The sequence below is a fragment of the Enterococcus moraviensis ATCC BAA-383 genome (assembly GCF_000407445.1).
GTDB lineage: Bacteria > Bacillota > Bacilli > Lactobacillales > Enterococcaceae > Enterococcus_L > Enterococcus_L moraviensis.
On record NZ_ASWB01000001.1, the window covers coordinates 727,393 to 746,981 of the forward strand.

Sequence of the window (19,589 nt, forward strand, 5' to 3'; positions counted from 1 at the left end):
AATGATAAGATAATTGTACCAAAATGACGACAAAAGGCAAGTTAAAAAGAAGGCACTCCAACAAATGCTAAAAACGCTCTGCTGAAACACCTTCTTTAAAACCATTATTCTATTGATGAATTCCCTTATAATACGTTTCTTGTTGTATTACTCAATAATGTTTCATACGCTTGTTCAAATTTTTGAACATCTCCTGCACCCATGAAAACCATGACCGCATTCTCATGATCTAAAAGTGGCGAAACATTCTCTTCTTTAATCACTTGGCCACCTTTTTGGATTTTATTCCCTAGGTCCTCGATTTTTACATCACCTTGTTGCTCTCTAGCAGAACCAAAGATATCACATAAATACACAGCATCTGCTAAATCTAATGCTTCAGCAAATTCATCCATCAAGGCAATAGTACGCGTAAATGTGTGTGGCTGGAATACCGCAATAATTTCTTTTTCCGGGTATTTTTGACGTGCCCCATCGATCGTCGCAATAATTTCTGTTGGATGATGTGCATAATCATCAACGATGATCATATCTGAAACTTTTTTCTCAGTAAAACGACGTTTCACACCTTCAAAAGTCAACATTTCTTCTGCAACTTTTTTCATATCCAATTTTTCAAAATATGCGACCGCAATCACACCTAAAGCGTTCATGATATTATGTTGGCCAAAAGCAGGTAACACAAAGTGCCCAACGAACGTATCCAGATGATAGACATCAAAAGAAGAACCTTGTGTTGTACGTTTGATATTTTTAGCTTGAATATCATCATCTTCTGCTAAGCCATAATAATAAACTGGTACATCTGTTTTTAATTGACGTAAATATTTATCATCCCCATAGGCAAATATCCCTTTTTTAACTTGCTCAGCCATTTTTTGAAAAGCAGAATATACATCTTCAATACTCTTAAAATAATCAGGATGGTCAAAATCAATATTTGTCATAATCGCATAATCTGGAGAATACGCTAAAAAATGACGACGGTATTCACATGCTTCGAACGCAAAAAATTCAGCATTCGGATCACCATGACCTGTTCCATCACCAATCAAATAACTCGTTGGCGCGATTCCAGTCAATACATGCGAAAGTAACCCTGTCGTACTGGTTTTTCCATGAGAACCTGTAACAGCAACACTTGTATATGGCTGAATGAAACGTCCGATAAAGTCATGGTATCGAATAATTTCAGCACCTAATTCTTTTGCTCGAACTAACTCTTCATGTGTATCTGGAAAAGCATTTCCGGCAATAACAATCATATCTTTTGTAATATTATCAGCATTGAATGGTAAAATAGTAATTCCGACTTTTTCTAGATCACGTTGAGTAAAGAAATATTCGTCTACATCAGACCCTTGTACTTGATATCCTTTTTCGAATAACACAAGTGCCAACGAACTCATCCCTGATCCTTTGATCCCAACAAAATGATGTAATTTATTTTCTTGATTGCTCATTTTAATCCTCTTCTCTTATTTCCTATGTAAAAAATAGATTCTACTTAACAAATTCGTACGTTCCTCATTATCATATAAAATTTGAAAATAATCAACCCATATTAACCCTCATTTCAATAGATACCCTAAATCTTTTTATTCGGGCCACACCCTAAGCATATCTCTAATTCATTTTTAATAAAACCCTTATGTATCAGGTATTGTAATCGTTCGTTCAATACTTAACTATTAGAAACGTCGTCTTGTTTTCTTAATAAATCACTTCGTTTTTTATCTATGTTTGATAGACTGTTCGTTTTCATTTTTTCTTAAAAATTTGTAATTTTCATCATTTTTGTGAATTTCATAAAGAATTCTTCTATCATTTTAATATCAATATCTTGTTGCTTGTTTTTGAAGTGGAAAAAAACAAGTATTTTAAGAAAAATACTTGCTGTTTTCTAATTCCATACTGGAATCTTCGATAATGCCACTTAGCGGTTTATCAAGGATTCCTTTCTTCTTTTCATGTTCAGCTTCAGCAACTTTTTGGCCATACGCTGTTTGACTTTTGGCATTTTCTTTTGCTGTTTTCAGCTCTTTTCTAGAACGCGGCAACGAATGACTGATGTCTTCTTCTTTACCAAAGCGCTCCATATCAGGCTTGATTTGTTGGTATTGACGTCTTGTTACAGGAATTTCAGGTGATCCTTTAGGAATATTGAATTTTTGGACCGTCGGATCTTCATTTCCTTTCACTTGAAATGCTGCTGGCTCGTCATCAAAAAGTAAATAAGAGTTTTGATCTTTTTTCATTGCTTCTGCTAATTCTTGTTCTGTCAAAGCTGGTACTTTTTCTTCTGGAATAACAGAAGCTGGAATGTATTTTGGCACAAAGTATGAACGCGTTTCATATGTAAAATCCTTTGAAAACGCTGCTTTATTTTTACTAGATGATTGTTTAGAACCAAAACCAAATGAACTTCTTTTTGGCATGTCTCCAAATAAATTAGTCTTTTGTTTTGGTGAAGTCGTTTTATTGTGCGTCATCATATAATTTGGCAAATTAGATTTATGACGAGCTAATTCTGCTACTTGTTCCTGGCTATGTGAAACATGATGATTATTCGTTTGTGTTGGTTGTTTTTGTATTATCGGTTGTACACTTACTGGATCGATCACTGGCGTGCTTTTTTGTGGTTGTGTCGCTGTATTAGAGAGCATCGGTTCATCTTGAAACAATGTTCGTTTATTCTCAGAAACTAATTTCACGCCTAAGTCATCGTCATAGGCTGGAAAACGAAAATGTTTTCTTTTGATTTGAGTTGGGTTTTCCATTCGAGTCATTCCTTTATTCTACTTTCTGTCAATTTTACCACAAAACCCTGGAATTCTAAACAAATTACCTTACTTTTTCTTTTTTCTAATTAGAATTCTAGTTTTATAGACTATTTCTTATAAAAAGTAGTCGTAAAAAGAAGCATAATGCTTCTTTTTACGACTACGGGAATAGATATTTCTATGGGTAAATACGATTTAGTAAACGTGGGAATGGGCTGGCTTCACGAACATGTTCGATTCCAGCTAACCAAGTCACCGTACGTTCTAATCCCAGACCAAAACCTGAATGTGGAACAGAACCGTAACGACGTAAATCTAAATACCAAGAATATTCTTTTTCATCTAGATTGTGGTTGCGAATTTGTTCTAATAGATAATCATGATCAATCGCTCGTTCAGAACCACCAATGATTTCTCCATATCCTTCTGGTGCAATCATATCAGCACAGATCACAACGTCATCACGCGTTGGATGTGGTTTCATGTAGAATGCTTTAATTGCTTTTGGATAATTTAAAATGAAGACTGGACGATCAAATGAATTTGCTATAAATGTTTCATGAGGTGAACCAAAATCATCGCCCCACTCAATATCATCAAAGCCATTTTTCTTTAATAGTTCAACTGCTTCATCGTATGAAATACGTGGGAAAGGCAATTGTGTATATTTTTTAAGAACTTCTCTATCACGCTCTAAGACTTCTAATGCATGATCACAATTATCCAACACACTTTGAACTAAGAAAGCAACATACTGTTCTTGAACTTCTAAGCTTTCTTCTTGGTGCATGAAGGCCATTTCAGGTTCAATCATCCAGAACTCTATCAAATGACGGCGAGTTTTTGATTTTTCAGCTCTAAACGTTGGTCCAAATGAAAATACTTTACCAAACGCTAACGCCGCAGCTTCCATGTATAATTGACCACTTTGTGATAGGTATGCTTTTTGATCAAAATAGTTTGTTTCAAATAAATCAGTCGTTCCTTCTGCTGTACTAGCAGTTAAAATTGGTGGATCGATTTTAACAAAGTTATTGTTATTAAAAAATTCATACGTTGCACGAATAATTTCGTTACGAATTTGCATGATTGCATGCTGACGTGAAGAACGTAACCATAAATGACGGTGATCCATCAAAAAGTCTGTCCCATGTTCTTTCGGCGTAATTGGATAATCATGACTTTCGCCAATGACTTCAATACCTGTTACGCCAATTTCATACCCAAATTTTGAACGGCTATCTTCTCTGATTTCACCAGTGATCCAAACAGATGTTTCTTGTGTTAAACTTTTTGCTAATTGAAAAACTTCTTCTGGAACTTCACTTTTTACAACAATCCCTTGGAAATAAGCTGTTCCATCTCGTAATTGCAGAAAAGCAATTTTTCCACTTGAACGTTTATTTGCAATCCAAGCCCCTATTTTTACCGTTTCCCCTACATGATTCTTTGAATCAATAATTTGAATTTGTTCCACAATCGTCTCTCCATTCATTTATTCTTTTACCTATCCCGAATTAAGTCATTTTATTTAATTGTTTTTGTTTCGATAAACTTTTCGATTCGTTTAGCAGCTTCTTTTAGTGTCTCTAAATCCGTTGCATAGCTGATCCGAACATTTTCAGGAGCACCAAAACCAGCACCTGTAACAAGTGCAACTTGTGCTTCTGCTAATAAATCATCTACCCATTTCGTGACATCAGTATAGCCACACATTAACAAGGTTTCTTTGATATTTGGAAACAGATAGAAAGCCCCATGTGGTTTTTCTAACTTAAATCCAGGCAATGCTGCAAACAAGGGATAAATCTCGTTCAAACGCGCCTCAAATGCTTGCCTCATTGTTTCAACCGTATCTTGCTCTCCAACTAGTGCTTCGATAGCCGCATATTGGCTGACCGCAGTAGGGTTACTTGTTGACTGGGATGCAATATCATTCATTGCTGAAATAATGGTCTCATCGCCAACGGCATATCCAATACGCCAACCTGTCATCGCATAACTTTTAGAAACACCATTGATAATGATCGTTTGTTTTTGGATTGCTTGTGATAAGGTTGCTATCGGTGTGAAGGTCGCACCGTTATAAACAAGTCTACCATAGATGTCATCCGATACAATCAAAATATCATTTAATACGGCCCATTCACCAATCTCACGTAATTCCTCTTGCGAATAAATCATGCCAGTTGGGTTAGACGGGGAATTTAAAATCAATAATTTCGTCTTTTCTGTTCTTGCCTTTTCCAACTGTTCAACTGTTACTTTAAATTTATTTTCTTGAGCGCATGAGATAAATACAGGAACACCTTCAGCTAATTTAACTTGTTCACCATAACTTACCCAATAAGGAACGGGTATGATTACTTCATCCTTTGGATTTAAAACAGCTTGAAAAAGAAGATACAAAGCGAATTTAGCACCATCTGTTACGATTACGTTTTTTGCTTCATAATTTAATTGATAGTACCTTTCAATATGTGTTACAACAGCTTCTCTTAGTTCCTTGATTCCTGCAGAAGGTGTGTAATAGCTGGCTTTGCCACTTTCAATCGCTTGAATCGCTGCCTGCTGAATATTTTTTGGTGTAGTAAAGTCAGGCTCACCGACTGTCAAACTTAAAACATCTTTACCTTCAGCTTTTAGCGCATTGGCTTTAGCTGATGCGGCAAGCGTAACAGAGGGTTCTAGCTTTTGTGCACGTCTTGATATGTCCATATTATCGCTCCATTCATTTTTTATCCGAATCTAGAATAAATAGCCTTAACGCTCAACAATCCTAACGGAAATCTTTATTTTTATACTTGCTTGATTTAATCAAAAAACCTTATAAAAATGCCTCGTCAGACATTTTTAATGACCATGATTTCTTCTGCTTTTTTAAAAGATAGGAGATAGTAATTTAACGTATGATCATCATTTTTCGTCACAATCTCCCAAGTCGGCTTATCATCATATAAGCCTAAACTAATTTTTTGGATATTCTTTTCCTTGTAATCCGTTTCAAGAATTTGTCGGATATGTCCTTCTTCTACGCCATCTTTTTGATTTAGTACGGTAACTTTTTCTCCTGATTTCGGAATGATCACGGCTAATTTTTCTCCTTGATCATTTTGACCTGTAACACTAAAATAAGTTTCTTTTCTAGTGAACCAGTAAAAGTTATCAATCGTTTCTAAATGTGCGTATTCCTTTGCGATCTCTGTTGCTTCTTTTTTCGCTTGTGTTCGTGGATGTGTTGAGCGAATATAGAAAATAGTAATCGTCACAATGATTGCTAATAAGATCGTAATTACACTGATTAGGATCTTGGTTTTTCTTGTTTCATTTCGATCTTCTTGTTCTTGCAATCGCCTCGCCCTTTCCAAACTTACTGGCTACCATTATAGCAGAAAATCAGTTTAATTTAATAGCTAACGGATAAATTTATTTGATTCATTCGTTAAAGAATTCGTTTAACTCTATTATGATTTCATTCAAAGCTTCTTCTTTTACTGGTAAATTCTTAGGTAATGCTTTTAACATACGTTTCCCATACTTTGCGGTGACTAAACGTCTATCTAAAACTAATAATGCTCCTTTGTCGCTATCCGAACGAATCAAACGTCCTAAAGCTTGTCGTAATCGTAAAGCAGCTTTTGGTAACGCCTCATGTGAAAATGGATTGACTCCTTTTTCTTCTAGGTAATCATATCGTGCCTTAACAAAAGGTCTTTTAGGATTTTCAAACGGTAAACGCGTCACGATCAATAGTGACAACGCCTCCCCAGGAAGATCCACGCCTTCCCAAAAACTGTCAGCACCTAATAAAACACTATTTTTCGAATGAGCAAAACGTTTCAAGATTTTTTCGCGACTCCCACTGATTCCTTGCGCCAGCAGTTCCCTGCCTTCATTTAAAAATTCAGGATGCAGGCGATAATAAACACTAGATAAAATGTCATGGGATGTGAATAACACTAAAATTGAACGGTCTTGTTGCTTGGTTATCTCTTGAATCACAGATGCGATATAAGCAGAAAATTCAGCTGGGTTTGCTTGACTGATTGCAATAGCTTCTGTAGGAATATATAATCGAGCATTTTGCTCATAGTCATAAGGATCTGGTAACGTTTTAAATGAAACATCTGCCAGCCCCAGCTTATTTGGCAAATATTTTTTATCGTTCCCAAATTTCAAGGTGCCTCCTGTATACAGGATATGTTGGTAGCGATCATACCATGTTGTCTCTGGTAAAATACTTGCTTGCAAATCATTGATGGCTAGCGTTGAATACCCTTGATTCGTGGTAGTGTATTCTTTTATCCAGCGTGGATGCCATTCATTGACATAAATGTCAAAACATTCATACAGGTATTCTATCCGCTCAAAAAATTGTAATACACTAACAAATGTAATTCGTTGAGAAGCGGTATATTTTTCCAATTCATCCACAATTGATTGCTGCAATTTCCGTTGGATTTCTTGCATCTCTGTCAACAGAATTTCAATCTTTTGAATCGATGCTTCACCATTTAGAGACAGTTGATCAAATAATGGTTTCGTCAATAAAACAGCCTCTAAATTTTGGCGCTTTTCACCTACAAAAAGTTGATTTATTTCATAAAATAAATCACTAAACTCTTCGACCAAATCACTCAACGCCTTAGAATAAATCCTCAACAAGCGTTGTTCCTGTGTTTCTGGATCGAAAATCATGTTCACTTGGTCAAATAATTGATCTTCTTCTAAATAAAGAGTGGCCTGTTTTTTAAATGAAGCATAATGAAATTGACGATTGGCAATTCTTCCTGCAATATCTGGTAGATGATGGGCTTCGTCAATGATCAGGTACGAGCTTTTTGGAAGAAGTGGGACTTCTCTAAGCGTTTCTTGTGCTAAAAAGGCATGATTCACAATTAATACATTACTTTGTCGGACTTTTTTATAGAGAAACTGAACAAAATCTTCTTGATATAATGGATCTTGATTCGATAAAAAATCAATGCCACGATGTGAAACATCTCGCCAAAAAACATGATTAAAGTTCGTCAACTGCAATTCATCAAGATCTCCTGTCACAGTCTCTAGTAACCAAACCAAAACACCCATTTGATATAAGGCGTATTGCTTTTGTTGTAGCGGATTTTTCAGTGTCGCTTTAAACCGTTGCAAATCAATATAATGGCGATGACTTTTAATAATTGTTGCATGAATTGGTTTTGGACAAATCCGATTGGCTAATGGTATATCTTTTTCGATTAATTGATTTTGTAGTACGATCGAAACAGTACTGATGATGACAGGATTTTCAGGCGTCGCTAAATAGCTCATTGGAAATAGATACCCCAATGTCTTCCCTGTCCCAGTCGCAGCTTCAACAAATAAATTTTTATTTTCATCACTTGTAAAATGTTCATAAACTAAGTTCATCATCCGACTTTGTTCTGAACGATAAGTGATTTTATCTATAAAAAGATTTTCTTTCGCTTTTTTCTTGTGCGGGAAAACAGCATTGCCGTATAATTTTTCTTCATACAATGGCACTTCTTTTCTTCTCAATGCAATTCCGGAAACAACATGCTGGTCTTTTGACAAGGGCTGAATTTCGGCCTTCATCTCTTCGTATATTTGATGGATGTAAGAACTAGTATCCATTCCAGTTTGCTGGCTCAATTGATCAATGGTTTCCATTGTAATAAGCGGTAATCTTCGCATTTTTGCTTCTATCAATAACAAGAGTTCAGCAGTAACTTGGGCATCACTGTCCGCTTGGTGAGGATTATCATGTATCAAACCTAAACTTTCGGACAAGTCCCCTAAACGAAAACTTTTTTCCGTAGGTAAAAAAATCTGTGCCAATTCTACTGTATCGATTCCAGGAATTTTTAGCTTAGGCGTACCACATCTCATTAATTCTTGCATTAAAAATGAATAATCAAAATAGATATTATGAGCAACAAATACTGTATCAGCTAATAAATTATAAATCGTGAGCGCTACATCTTCAAAATAAGGTGCTTTTTGCACTCGTGCGTTGCTGATACCTGTAAGTTGTTGAATTTGCTTGGAAATGGCTTGGTTTGGATTTATATCCGTTGCAAAACGGGAGATAATGACCCCGTCTTGAATCAATACACAGCCGAATTGTATAATTCGATCAACAGTCGGATCCGTCCCAGTTGTTTCCAAGTCAACGACTGCATATATCTGTTTTTTTCTCATGGACTTCCCCGCCTTTCCTCTATCCTTGAAAATTATACTACAAAATCAACTTTTTTTTTAGTGTTAGTTTAAAAGGTTATCAAGTAACCCTACTTTAGTTCATTTTCCCCTTTTTTGTATACATAAAAAAAATCATTCGCTTTTAAATAGCAGAATGATTACTGATGTTTTAAGAAGCTATGTTTCCTCATCAATTATTTCCTTTCCATAAAGTCATCAATCAAATTGAGAAACACTTCCCAAGTATCCCTTATACGCATTATTTACACCTGCTGTTTTAGCTATTTCATTCATTTTAGTTATGATCTGATTTTGTTCTTCGGTAAATTTTAATTTTTGGGTGAGGTTTTTAAAGTATATATAATTCACTAGCCTACTCATCACTAAATCATCATTAATTGGTTTATCCAATTTTTTATAGACTTTCATTAATACTTCTTTCAGTTCTACATAGTTTTCCTCATGATTAGACCCTAAACTATTGTATAGTGCATGAACTAATTGTTTGGATTCTTTATCCATCGTAGCCCTCCTAAATTATCCTACTTATAAAATCGAGTATTCGTCCCTATTCTCAACTTTCATTGTTTTATCGTTTAATTATACTTTTTTGTCCTTATAATTTGTTCTCATTGACTTTTAAATGCTATTGGAGTACCTTCTAGGTAAAGAATAACTTTTATGAAAGTGGTGGATAACGATGAACAAATTTAAAAATTTTATGTTTAGTCTAACTAGTTTAGTTGGAGCGATTAGTATTTTTGGTGGTGGCGTTTTATTTGCTTCCCTTTTCGTTTTGTTTTTCATTATATCCGTTGTACTGGAAGCTATGTCAAACCGTAGTAAGAAACAAACCGTAAACTTATGATTTTTCCTCCATTAATGATGGAGGATTTTTTCTTAAAAATCAATACGTCCCTTCTTCACCTTGGAACGTTAAAATCACCGGACCATTTTTAGTGATCGCTATACTATGTTCATATTGACAACTCAACATTCCATCTTTCGTTTTCGCAGTCCATCCGTTTGCCTCCATTTCCATCCTCCATGAACCTACATTGACCATCGGCTCTATTGTGATCGTCATTCCTTCTTTTAATCTCAAGCCCTTGCCTCGTTCGCCATAATGAGCAAAAAATGGTTCTTCATGAATCGTAGGTCCAATTCCATGAGCAATAAAATCTCTGACCACACTATAGCCAGCTGACTCTACATAGGTTTGGATCGCATAACCAATATCTCCCACACGATTTCCTATTTGTGCTTGCTCAATCCCTAGATATAATGCTTTTTTCGTCACTGCCATTAATGCTTGGGTTTCTTCAGTTGCTTCTCCAACGCTGTAAGCCCAACAAGAATCAGAGATTGCACCATTCAACTCAATACACATATCTACCTTGATTAAATCCCCTTCACGTAGTACCTTTTTTCTAGGAAATCCATGACAAATTTCATCGTTAATACTACAACATGTTGCATATTCATAGTCCTCAAACCCGATTTGCGCGGCAATTCCACCATGACGCTCAATATAGTTTCGAACAAATACTTCAATATCCCAACTAGTGATGCCTGGTTGAATAAATGTCCGTAATTGTTTATGAACAGCCGCCAACAAGGCACCTGACTCTGCCATTTTCTCTATTTCTCTTTGCGATTTTAATGTGATCAACTTTTCCCCTCTTTTCTTACTAGTGGTATTTCAATTTTTAACTTGGCTTTCATTCGCTCATTTAATGTTGCTTTGCGGACAATGGAAATGGGCGCTTGTCTTTCTTTATGATCAAACAGGCAAATAATACCTGTACGATTCCCAAAAGAAAGAATAAGAAATGCAGGAACATGACACTTTGAAGTAGCAGACATTGAATGATTAGCCAACTCATCAAAATGATGCCAATCAAACATTCGTAAAAAGCATAGGATTGCACGTTTCTAAAATTAGCATAACCAGTGAATACATTTCCTAAACCAATAATGATCAAAAGAAATAAACCTGGAATTAAAAATGTTGTAAACGGAGAGTTTTTTAAAAGCTCCGTACTGATTCCCATGCTATTTCTTGCCTCTGTCGAAAGTGCTAAAAAACTTCCAAATACCCCACCTATTCCAATCAACATATTTAAGCACAATAGAACGATCTTCATCTGTCTGCCTCTTTCAATTATTTTAAATTAGCCATTCTCATTATCTTTTTAAAATGATCTTTTGGTTTTCCTCTATACTTTATTTTGACTTTTTACTAGCGCTTTGTACAGCTTTAAAGAGTGCTGAAAACTGACCTTTCACTGTCATCGTTTGTTCGAAAATATCTTCGCCATCATTCAACATTTTTACAGTAACCCATCCCAAAGTCTCTGTAATCGTACTTGCAACCGTTGCATTTATCGCGGCACCCGCAACAGTTCCTACCGCAGGAATAAATTTCAGTAAATTTCCAACAGCACTTTTACCCAAACCTACGACCACGATTTCTTTGCCTAAACTTTTCCCCATACTCTCAGACCAAGATTGACCGAATATTTTATGCAAACGAGCCATCATAGTTAATTGAACGGGAACAAGTAAAATCGCATCCGAAAAAGGAATCGGAGAACAACCAATGATTGCGGCTGTCAAGGATGCCGCATGAACAGTCTGATGACATTTTTTTCGTGTCTCTTCGTCCACATCTTTTAAAAACTCATCAAAAATACCATTAACTTGATTTTTACTTTTATCTAATATTTTTTCAGCTTGTTCTTTAGATTTTTCAAAACTATTTAGGATAATTGAAGAGGTTTTTTCGGGAAACCTTTTTATTACTTCTGAAAAAAAGGAATCAAATTCTTTTTCATCTGCACGAACAATTTCTAGTTCCTTTTTTTTGTTTGATTTTTTGACTTTCCTTGTATTTGTTTTCTTTTTCTCTGTCGCTTTTTTCTTAAAAATATTCTTCATACGATTCCCTCCATTATGATGAATCATTGAATAGTTAATAAAACTATACTCATTGACTTGAACGTTTTATTCATAGTCTAATCATACAACAGAACGTTTGTTTAACCAAAAAACATCTCTTTTATTCGACAATTATTTATATTCAAGCAAAAAAAGCCAAGCAAAACATATACGTTTTACCTAGCTTATATAAATTGCTATGCTTTGATTTCCACCTATTTTTCAACGGACATCAAGCTTAGATTTTGCATATATTGATCCATCAAAATGTAGCCTTCTAAACGGCGAAGTAAGTCGACAGAACAGCGAACTTTTTTACCGAAAAGAGAGCGGCTATAGGCAATGTCTTTCATCTCTTGCAAGAAATCATCCAAAGAAGATACTAATCCTCCACAGCTTAAACGACCACAAATCAGGACATCTTCTTTTCGTTGCCTTAATACCTGTCCCCATGAGTAATTCAAATATTCGGCTTGGTTGATCTGAGCAAGTAAATCAGAACGTAATACACTTTTCTTTTGCGCCGCATTTTTCTTTGTTCCTAAACGCATTCGTTTATTCATGAAACATAAATAGATTTCATCTTCTAAATTTTCCATTTCACTTTTCGAAAAATTTGGAATTTTTGCTGGTGCTTTTACGCCTTTGCTCAATTTTAATTGTTTCGAAAAACGTGGCCAATTACTTGGCGTTGCTTTACGTGTTTTGCCATTTTTAAAGACAAGTAATGTAGGATCAAATGGTTTTGGTTCTAGCACTTCTTCAATTGCTGTTTTTTCTAATTCTGGTTGAACAACCTCTTCAGACTGCGCTCGTTGCTTCCGTTTTAATTTCATGGAAGCACGATCTTTTTTTATCGGCTTTGATTGTTCTTCTGGTTTATTATTTTCTGTTTCTTGAGTTAGCGAAGCTGTATGTTCTTCTTCTGCTGGGGAATCTTCTTGAATTGGTTTTTCCACCACTTCGCTCTCCCACTTTTTTTCTATGTTTTCTTCCATTTCTTTGTCTGACTCTACTGTTGCTGTTTCAATGATTGGTTCTTCATTCATTTCAACAGATACTTCATCAACAAGTTCAGCCTCTAGATCTAAGTCAGTATTCGTATCAGCAATTTCTACAACAGGTGCTGCCACTTTATCTTCATCGATTACTAACGGTTGTGCTCGTTTGAGGTGAATCGTTTGAATACTTCTTGAAATGATCGGATTACTTTGAACTGCCTGCATTTCAATTTTCCCGTGATTAATGGTTTCGGTTAAATCAGTGATCATTTTTCGTAGACGAAAAATCTCATTAGATGTTTCAAGCATTTGTTTCATCATGCCCTGGATCTCTCCAGTGTTTAGCGCTGATTCTCCGTGAGTCACAAGTGCTCTATCTTGTTTTTCAAGCGTAATTTCTTCGAGCCATTTCTTTAAATTCATACGAAGTTCTCTTCTGGTTGGTTCAAAACTTCCCATCAGCATTGTATAATACATGGTTTCAGTTTCAACATACATGTAAATCTTTTTGACTACTAACTCCTCAAAGTCTTCGGTTTCATCCCAGCTGTCGCAGATTGCGTCAAAAAAAGCTTCACCTTCAGCTAAATTTTGATAATCCTTTGCTAGATTTAACTTTCGAACTAAATAAAACGAATAAGGCGTATCTACATTATCGGCATAAATCTCACGGCCTAAATAATCGGGATCAACTTCTTTACAAAGATAGGTTGATCTTTCTTCTTTTTCTGATTGACGTTGTCGCTTACTAATCGTTCTCACTTCCTCAATTTTTTTCCTTTATAAATCGTATCATTTTTTTAGAAAAAAGAACAGGCTTCCCCTTCTATTATACCGATAAAATGCAAAAAAAGTTCTCATTTTTTTACATATATATGGAATTAAAAGAAAATCAAAACATTAAAACACACTCACAACCTAATTAATTCAATTTAAATAAACAAACTAACAAACACGTTTCTCCTATCTCTTTCCTGTTTATCTCCCATTTCAAAGAAGTTGAAAAACCTCCTTACCTTAATAGAATGGATAAAAAAGAAGCTGAAATATAACTCTACGAGTCATATTCCAACCTCTTATTTTAATTAGCTTGTGCTTTCTTTTTATCACGACGAGCAAGTGCTGGTAGAATCATACCTAGTAAAATCAACACAACTGGTGTAATAATGTTCGAAGCTAGTTGGAAGAACCACGCTTTAGGATCTGCCGCAAACTCGACTTTTGGAACCATTCCTAATATACAAGCAAACGCCGTAAATAAGAAACACCATAAACCAAATCCGAAAGCAATTTTAGGATTTTTAATAAATTTATATTCAGACGAATAATTTTTATAGGCTTTATTTAACATCATATAAGCAAAGAATACCCATAAATAACGCATTGGCATTACAACTGAATTCAAATTCGTTAACCATTTTACTAATTCTTTGATATTGTCGATCCCAAACATCGGTAAAACAATAATGATACTAACTAAGATACCTGTTAACAAATACCCGTTGACCAACGTTCCTTTTTTGCTTCTTTTACGTAATGCTGCTGGAACGTAATCTGGATCTGCATCGGCTAAAAGAATTTGTAACGGTGCATCGATAGAAAAGGCTAATGCTGAAATTTGTCCGATACCGTTTGTAATAGCATAAATGATCATCAATAAATTACCGACACCATAATACTCACCTAAAAGTTGGAAAGCAGTATACGCACCATTTGCCATTAAATCTTCTGGGATATTATTACTTGCAAAAAGCATCCCCATTGCAAACGAGCCTAACACAGCTGAAACACCAACCATAGACGCTAAGAAGATCATTCCTTTAGGGAATTCTTTTGCTGGATTTCTCATTGAATTGACATACGGCGAAATCTTTTCTGCGCCACCAACAGCAAAAACCAGCATGGAAACCGTCGTAAAGTAACTAAAATCAAATTTAGGGATATACGTACTGATTTTATCCATATGAGGTGTTGCAAATTCTACGGTAGAATTCATCATTGGGGCACCGATTGCTAATAAGATGAATAGCATAGACATCACAAAAATAGCTGTCCCAGCCATACCACCAATCACTTTTAGTGTCATCAACCCTTTAGTAGACAATAATAAAAAGAGTAAGAAAATTGCTAACGAAATCAAGGTAATCCCTACCACTGAGAAATTGTTCACAATATCGCCATTCCCTTGAATTGCCCATCCAAACGCAATCAAAACTAATTGAGGTTTTTGAGCTAAATACGGGATATGCACGACCCAATATGTCCAAGCTGCATAATAGGCCAAACGCTTCGTACTTGTATTTTGGACCCAAGAACTAACGCCACCGCTGCTGTCTTTGAACGTGGAGCCTAGTTGTCCGACAATTAATGCATAGGGGATAAAATATAAGACCAAAATCAAAATCCAAGATGTCACAACTGAAATCCCTTGTTGTGCATAGTTATTCACAACATTACCTAAGCCCCAAACCATGTTGAAGGCGATCAGACCAACGGTAAACCACCGCATCTGCTTCTGTTCCATCAAAACACTCCTATCCATAATTAAGAATAAAATATCTTTTTAATCATAATCATTTTTAAGACTTTAAACAAGCTTTCACATGTATAAATATTGATTTTATCAGCAATTTATTAGATAAAATACGCGAATATTCATTTTCTCTAATAAAACTTTTTTTCTCTCACAACAAAAGAAACTGAAACCTTGATAAAACAAAGTTTCAGCTCAACGGTTCTATTTATAATCCAATTTGATTTCTCATTTTCTATTAATCAAGGGTATTTTCTAGTCTGTCATCAATTTAATGAAACATCTCGTTTCTTAAACAACAGTTGCATTACAACATAAATCATTACACTATAAATCAAAATTCCACCAGTCATTTGCCAAAAATTCAAATAGGCTGGGTAACTGTTTTGAGCGCCGATATCATCCATAATCGTGTTTTTGATATTTAACATATTAAATGGATTCCATTTAAGCCATTCGTATTTTGGAATCACAACATTTAGAAACGAATTGATAATGTTACTACCAAACAAAACACCTAATCCAATTCCAACTGCTAAGCTTTGCGATCGAATCGCTGCCGATATAAACAATGTGATTGTGATATATAAAAGAAGTAATAATAAATTTGCTCCCGCATATGCACCCGCTACGGTCAGTGCGTTCCAGCCATGATAGCCTTCAACTACAGCGAATGGTGATTGACTTTTTAATAGCAAATTTGCAGAAATAAGACTACTTACATATAAAATAACCGTTCCGATAGCACTGTAAATCAAGCAAACGATAAATTTTGAAAAAAGAATCTGACTTCTCGTATATGGACGAATCAATAAAAACTTGATCGTTCCTCGACTAAACTCTTCTGCAACAATCGATGCCGCTACTATGACAACAAAAAGATTTAAAAATGAGGTCATTTCAGTCAAACTTGCAAATAAATCATTGGCTTTCATCATGACTTCACCGCTTTGCGATTTAGCAGTTGATCTTACTAACAGCGTAATACCAAATGTCATCGCAACCAACACGATCCACATGATCCAAGAAGATTTCTTCTTTATTAGTTTTTCCCATTCATTTCTTATTAATATTCCCATGCTACAAACCTCCATCTTCTGTCCAGCGTAAGAAGTTCTCTTCTAAAGAATCTACATGAACTTTAAATTCTTTGATGTCTATACCGTTATCAACTAATTGTTTCACTAAAAGTGTTCTTGTATCTTCTTTTAACTCGATTTTTATATAGTTTCCATCTACAGTTGCCGCGTATTCAAGCTCTTTTAAGAAATCTAAAGCCTGTTGCTGCTGATTCGTTTCTAGTAATACTGTCCATTTTTTTTCATCTTCAGGATTGTTCATAGGACCAACATAGGTGATTTCTCCTTTTTGTACAAGGACTAAATCATCACATAATAATTCCATATCGCTTAACTGATGACTTGAAATCAAAACACCTACACCCTGATTTTTCAGGTTTTGAATCATTTCTCTAAATTCACGCATGCCTTTTGGATCTAGTCCATTCATCGGCTCATCTAAAAGCAATAAATCGGGTTGGTGTAAAATAGCTTGCGCGACACCTAATCTTTGACGCATTCCTAATGAATATGTTTTGACCTTTTGGTTGATGTTATTTTCTAAATGCACACTACGAATCACTTGGTTTAACGCTTCATCTGTTACAGGTTTTAAGGACATGCGCACATATTGTTTTAAGTTTTCAAGTCCCGTCATGTAATTGTAAAATTCTGGATTTTCTACAATCGCTCCAACATGAGCCATCGCTTCTTTAAAATTGGTTGAAATTGATTGACCGTTGATCTGAATCTTTCCTTCGTCATGGCACATCAATCCCACTAACATCCGAATAATCGTTGTTTTTCCTGCACCATTAGGGCCAAGTAACCCAGTAACTTTTCCACCGTCAACAGTAAATGATGCGTCGTTAATGATGTTTTTTTTTCCTATACGTTTTGAAATAGCTTCAACTTCTAACACTCGCTTACTTTCCAATACTTTACCTTCTTTCTGCTTCAATGTATTTCTTCAAAATCAAAATGCTGCTAATACTACATAGTACAAGTAAAAATATATCAAACATAAAATCACTCAGATAAAAAGGAACATATCCAATTAAGAGTTTAAACTGATAACTTTCAATAAATGTAATTTTCCGGTACCCATCCAACAACTGCTCACTCAATCCCACTTCAGCTATAAAGACAATAAGAAAAAGGAGATACTTGGATACTTTTTGATATCTGTGTGGCACTTTTGCGCTGATTAAACTAGTTAATAAATAGACTAACTGAAGGTAAATCGAAGCTGATAAGAACAAGTAACTTACAACCAAAAGATGTTTCCAGTACTCTTGAAAATGGATTATATCTACTTGCTTATCCAACAGAAAAATCAATCCGACAAAGCAGGCATAATACCCCACCAAGAAAAGCGTCGTCGAAATCCAGCCAAATAGAATATTACTAAAATAAAACGTACATTCGGTGATCGGCATTAATCGATAGTGACTTTTTTTCCACACTTTCATTTGTCGATACATCTCCCAAACAAAGTGAACAAACAAGAAGAAAAACACTACAATTAAAATAAATTGAGGAATCCCTTCAAAATGCACCTGCTGAAACCCTAACTTGTATATGAGAAAGCCGCTGATAAATAAGAATGCAAAAAAACTAAGTACCCAAAACATGCGGCTCTCTTTTCTGTATTCATTCCATAACTGCACCATTATTGATCACCTGCTTCCACATACCGATCGATTACCCAAACGCTTAAATTAAAATAGACAATTCCTGTTATAAGTTGCAGCATCACTCTCACATAGAGTTCGTTTTTCAAGCCAAATAGCATCGCTACCGTTTCTAATACTGAACCTAGATCAAAAGCAGACAGATAATTCATCAGACAAATAAAGACAGCAAGTAACAAAATTTCTAGAATCCATCGAAACCTTTTTTGTACGAACTGCCTCGTAGCAGAATAGATGCACACTAAAAATTGGATTACTAAAAATAAAACGATAATATCAACAATTGCTGAAACTTGTACAATCCATGCTTCTTTTAAAGAAAATGGGATATTGAGTAACGAAAAATTCATCACGATTCCAATTATAGTATTCCCTAAGAAGAAACCAATACCAATGCTTGTACTGTACAATAAATTATAAAAATAGAGCCTCCGTGTCTTGACGGGAAGTAAACGAATGTTCGCAGTTCGAAAAAATTGATATATCCGATTTGATTCTAAGACAAAAAAGAGTATGAAAAAAAGGACAAGTGAAAAAGCAAAAAATGCTGTACTAAACTCTTCAGATCGATAGGTTAAGTTGTATACATTCACAAGACCCAACAAAAAAGTAAGTATCATACTAATAGCATAAACAAGAATGAGTGTTTTTGAGTAGAACAGTTGAACATACTTGCTCATATTTCATACACCTCACGATATAACCCTTCTAAATCTTTATGTTTTGCTTCTTTGATTGTTTCTAAAGATTCATGTAAAATAATCTGACCATCTCTTAAAAACATCACTTCATCAATAATATTTTCAATCTCTCTTAACTGATGTGTCGTGATAATGATCGTACTGTCTTCATCAAACCATTGTAATAATGATTGAATGATTTTTTCTCTTGATAATAAATCAACACCACTTAATGGCTCATCTAATAAATATAATTTAGCTCTTCTAGCTAAAGTCATACTTAGAGAAAATTTTTCTGCATTACCTTTTGATAAATCCCCGATTTTTTCTGTTTCGCTTAAATTCATAAACCGTAACAATTCATACGCTCTTCGTTTGTCAAAATCCGGATAAAAATGTGTGTAAAATACGATCACATCCTCTAATTGCTGGTTCGCTTGAAAAGTATTATGGTCTTCTAAATAAGCTACAAATGACTTTGTTTTTGTTCCAACAACACAATTATCGATTTTCATTTGACCTTTCCAATTTAGCGCTAAACCTGAAAGTAATCGCATAATTGTTGTTTTTCCCGAACCGTTTTCACCAATCAATGCAATGATTTTTCCAGATGATGCAGAAAAACTCAACTGGCTAAAAATTTGCTTCATTCCTTTACGGTAACTTAATTGGTCAACTTTAATTAATTCCTCCATC

At 35.0% G+C, this 19,589-nt stretch carries 18 protein-coding genes; 1 reads left to right on the plus strand and 17 read right to left on the minus strand.

Going from position 1 to position 19,589, the window contains the following annotated elements:
* Window positions 1–125: 125 nt before the first annotated feature.
* From murC to I586_RS03465, 7 genes are all read right to left on the minus strand, one after another.
* A complete protein-coding gene (murC, locus tag I586_RS03435; protein ID WP_010764563.1) occupies window positions 126–1,463 on the minus strand; it encodes a UDP-N-acetylmuramate--L-alanine ligase in 1,338 nt (445 codons plus the stop codon).
* A 417-nt stretch (window positions 1,464–1,880) separates the two neighbouring features.
* Window positions 1,881–2,789: a hypothetical protein gene (locus I586_RS03440; protein WP_051092186.1), complete on the minus strand. Its 909-nt coding sequence runs from the start codon at window positions 2,787–2,789 to the stop codon at window positions 1,881–1,883.
* A gap of 172 nt (window positions 2,790–2,961) precedes the next feature.
* The gene (gene asnS / locus I586_RS03445) at window positions 2,962–4,260 is read right to left on the minus strand and encodes an asparagine--tRNA ligase (protein WP_034701448.1); all 1,299 of its coding nucleotides are present in this window, start codon (window positions 4,258–4,260) and stop codon (window positions 2,962–2,964) included.
* 50 nt (window positions 4,261–4,310) lie between these two features.
* Window positions 4,311–5,501 carry a pyridoxal phosphate-dependent aminotransferase gene (locus I586_RS03450; RefSeq protein WP_010764560.1) on the minus strand — a complete coding sequence of 397 codons (1,191 nt, stop codon included), beginning with the start codon at window positions 5,499–5,501 and terminating at the stop codon, window positions 4,311–4,313.
* Between the two features lie 125 nt (window positions 5,502–5,626).
* Window positions 5,627–6,133: a cell wall elongation regulator TseB-like domain-containing protein gene (locus tag I586_RS03455; RefSeq protein WP_010764559.1), complete on the minus strand. Its 507-nt coding sequence runs from the start codon at window positions 6,131–6,133 to the stop codon at window positions 5,627–5,629.
* Window positions 6,134–6,218: 85 nt separating this feature from the next.
* Complete coding sequence (locus I586_RS03460; protein ID WP_010764558.1) at window positions 6,219–8,987, minus strand: helicase C-terminal domain-containing protein; 2,769 nt, start codon at window positions 8,985–8,987, stop codon at window positions 6,219–6,221.
* A 216-nt stretch (window positions 8,988–9,203) separates the two neighbouring features.
* On the minus strand, window positions 9,204–9,509 hold the full coding sequence (locus I586_RS03465) for a bacteriocin immunity protein (RefSeq protein WP_010764557.1): 306 nt from the start codon (window positions 9,507–9,509) through the stop codon (window positions 9,204–9,206).
* Between the two features lie 178 nt (window positions 9,510–9,687).
* Between I586_RS03465 and I586_RS17350 the strand changes: the two genes are divergently transcribed.
* Entirely contained in the window at window positions 9,688–9,855 is a 168-nt protein-coding gene (locus tag I586_RS17350) for a hypothetical protein (RefSeq protein WP_010764556.1), read from the plus strand.
* A gap of 39 nt (window positions 9,856–9,894) precedes the next feature.
* On the opposite strand, the gene map is transcribed toward I586_RS17350, so the two are convergent.
* The 10 genes from map to I586_RS03515 all read right to left on the minus strand — a co-directional run bounded on the left by map (window position 9,895) and on the right by I586_RS03515 (window position 19,588).
* On the minus strand, window positions 9,895–10,659 hold the full coding sequence (gene map / locus I586_RS03470) for a type I methionyl aminopeptidase (protein WP_010764555.1): 765 nt from the start codon (window positions 10,657–10,659) through the stop codon (window positions 9,895–9,897).
* 61 nt (window positions 10,660–10,720) lie between these two features.
* Complete coding sequence (locus I586_RS03475; protein WP_010764554.1) at window positions 10,721–11,134, minus strand: hypothetical protein; 414 nt, start codon at window positions 11,132–11,134, stop codon at window positions 10,721–10,723.
* A 79-nt stretch (window positions 11,135–11,213) separates the two neighbouring features.
* Window positions 11,214–11,927 carry a YcjF family protein gene (locus tag I586_RS03480; protein WP_010764553.1) on the minus strand — a complete coding sequence of 238 codons (714 nt, stop codon included), beginning with the start codon at window positions 11,925–11,927 and terminating at the stop codon, window positions 11,214–11,216.
* A gap of 215 nt (window positions 11,928–12,142) precedes the next feature.
* A complete protein-coding gene (locus I586_RS03485; protein WP_010764552.1) occupies window positions 12,143–13,690 on the minus strand; it encodes a hypothetical protein in 1,548 nt (515 codons plus the stop codon).
* 319 nt (window positions 13,691–14,009) lie between these two features.
* Window positions 14,010–15,452, minus strand: a complete 1,443-nt coding sequence (locus I586_RS03490) for an amino acid permease (RefSeq protein WP_010764551.1) — start codon at window positions 15,450–15,452, stop codon at window positions 14,010–14,012.
* Window positions 15,453–15,727: 275 nt separating this feature from the next.
* Window positions 15,728–16,540 carry an ABC transporter permease gene (locus tag I586_RS03495; RefSeq protein WP_010764550.1) on the minus strand — a complete coding sequence of 271 codons (813 nt, stop codon included), beginning with the start codon at window positions 16,538–16,540 and terminating at the stop codon, window positions 15,728–15,730.
* A gap of 1 nt (window position 16,541) precedes the next feature.
* Window positions 16,542–17,456, minus strand: coding sequence for an ABC transporter ATP-binding protein (locus I586_RS03500; RefSeq protein ID WP_010764549.1), 915 nt, complete (start codon window positions 17,454–17,456; stop codon window positions 16,542–16,544).
* Between the two features lie 4 nt (window positions 17,457–17,460).
* Window positions 17,461–18,192 carry a hypothetical protein gene (locus tag I586_RS03505; protein WP_010764548.1) on the minus strand — a complete coding sequence of 244 codons (732 nt, stop codon included), beginning with the start codon at window positions 18,190–18,192 and terminating at the stop codon, window positions 17,461–17,463.
* A complete protein-coding gene (locus tag I586_RS03510) occupies window positions 18,192–18,893 on the minus strand; it encodes a hypothetical protein (protein ID WP_010764547.1) in 702 nt (233 codons plus the stop codon). The genes I586_RS03505 and I586_RS03510 overlap by 1 nt, the downstream gene beginning before the upstream one ends.
* On the minus strand, window positions 18,890–19,588 hold the full coding sequence (locus I586_RS03515; protein WP_010764546.1) for an ATP-binding cassette domain-containing protein: 699 nt from the start codon (window positions 19,586–19,588) through the stop codon (window positions 18,890–18,892). Before I586_RS03515 ends, I586_RS03510 begins: the two co-directional genes overlap by 4 nt.
* Between the last annotated feature and the right edge of the window lies 1 nt (window position 19,589).

What these genes read in the sequence shown, in the direction of transcription:
- I586_RS03460 (WP_010764558.1), bottom strand. Translation starts at nt 8,987, where the DNA reads ATGAGAAAAAAACAGATATATGCAGTCGTTGACTTGGAAACAACTGGG.
- I586_RS03495 (WP_010764550.1), bottom strand. Translation starts at nt 16,540, where the DNA reads ATGGGAATATTAATAAGAAATGAATGGGAAAAACTAATAAAGAAGAAA.
- I586_RS03465 (WP_010764557.1), bottom strand. Translation starts at nt 9,509, where the DNA reads ATGGATAAAGAATCCAAACAATTAGTTCATGCACTATACAATAGTTTA.
- I586_RS03515 (WP_010764546.1), bottom strand. Translation starts at nt 19,588, where the DNA reads ATGGAGGAATTAATTAAAGTTGACCAATTAAGTTACCGTAAAGGAATG.
- I586_RS03475 (WP_010764554.1), bottom strand. Translation starts at nt 11,134, where the DNA reads ATGAAGATCGTTCTATTGTGCTTAAATATGTTGATTGGAATAGGTGGG.
- I586_RS17350 (WP_010764556.1), top strand. Translation starts at nt 9,688, where the DNA reads ATGAACAAATTTAAAAATTTTATGTTTAGTCTAACTAGTTTAGTTGGA.
- I586_RS03510 (WP_010764547.1), bottom strand. Translation starts at nt 18,893, where the DNA reads ATGAGCAAGTATGTTCAACTGTTCTACTCAAAAACACTCATTCTTGTT.
- I586_RS03480 (WP_010764553.1), bottom strand. Translation starts at nt 11,927, where the DNA reads ATGAAGAATATTTTTAAGAAAAAAGCGACAGAGAAAAAGAAAACAAAT.
- I586_RS03440 (WP_051092186.1), bottom strand. Translation starts at nt 2,789, where the DNA reads ATGACTCGAATGGAAAACCCAACTCAAATCAAAAGAAAACATTTTCGT.
- I586_RS03490 (WP_010764551.1), bottom strand. Translation starts at nt 15,452, where the DNA reads ATGGAACAGAAGCAGATGCGGTGGTTTACCGTTGGTCTGATCGCCTTC.
- I586_RS03505 (WP_010764548.1), bottom strand. Translation starts at nt 18,192, where the DNA reads ATGGTGCAGTTATGGAATGAATACAGAAAAGAGAGCCGCATGTTTTGG.
- murC (WP_010764563.1), bottom strand. Translation starts at nt 1,463, where the DNA reads ATGAGCAATCAAGAAAATAAATTACATCATTTTGTTGGGATCAAAGGA.
- I586_RS03450 (WP_010764560.1), bottom strand. Translation starts at nt 5,501, where the DNA reads ATGGACATATCAAGACGTGCACAAAAGCTAGAACCCTCTGTTACGCTT.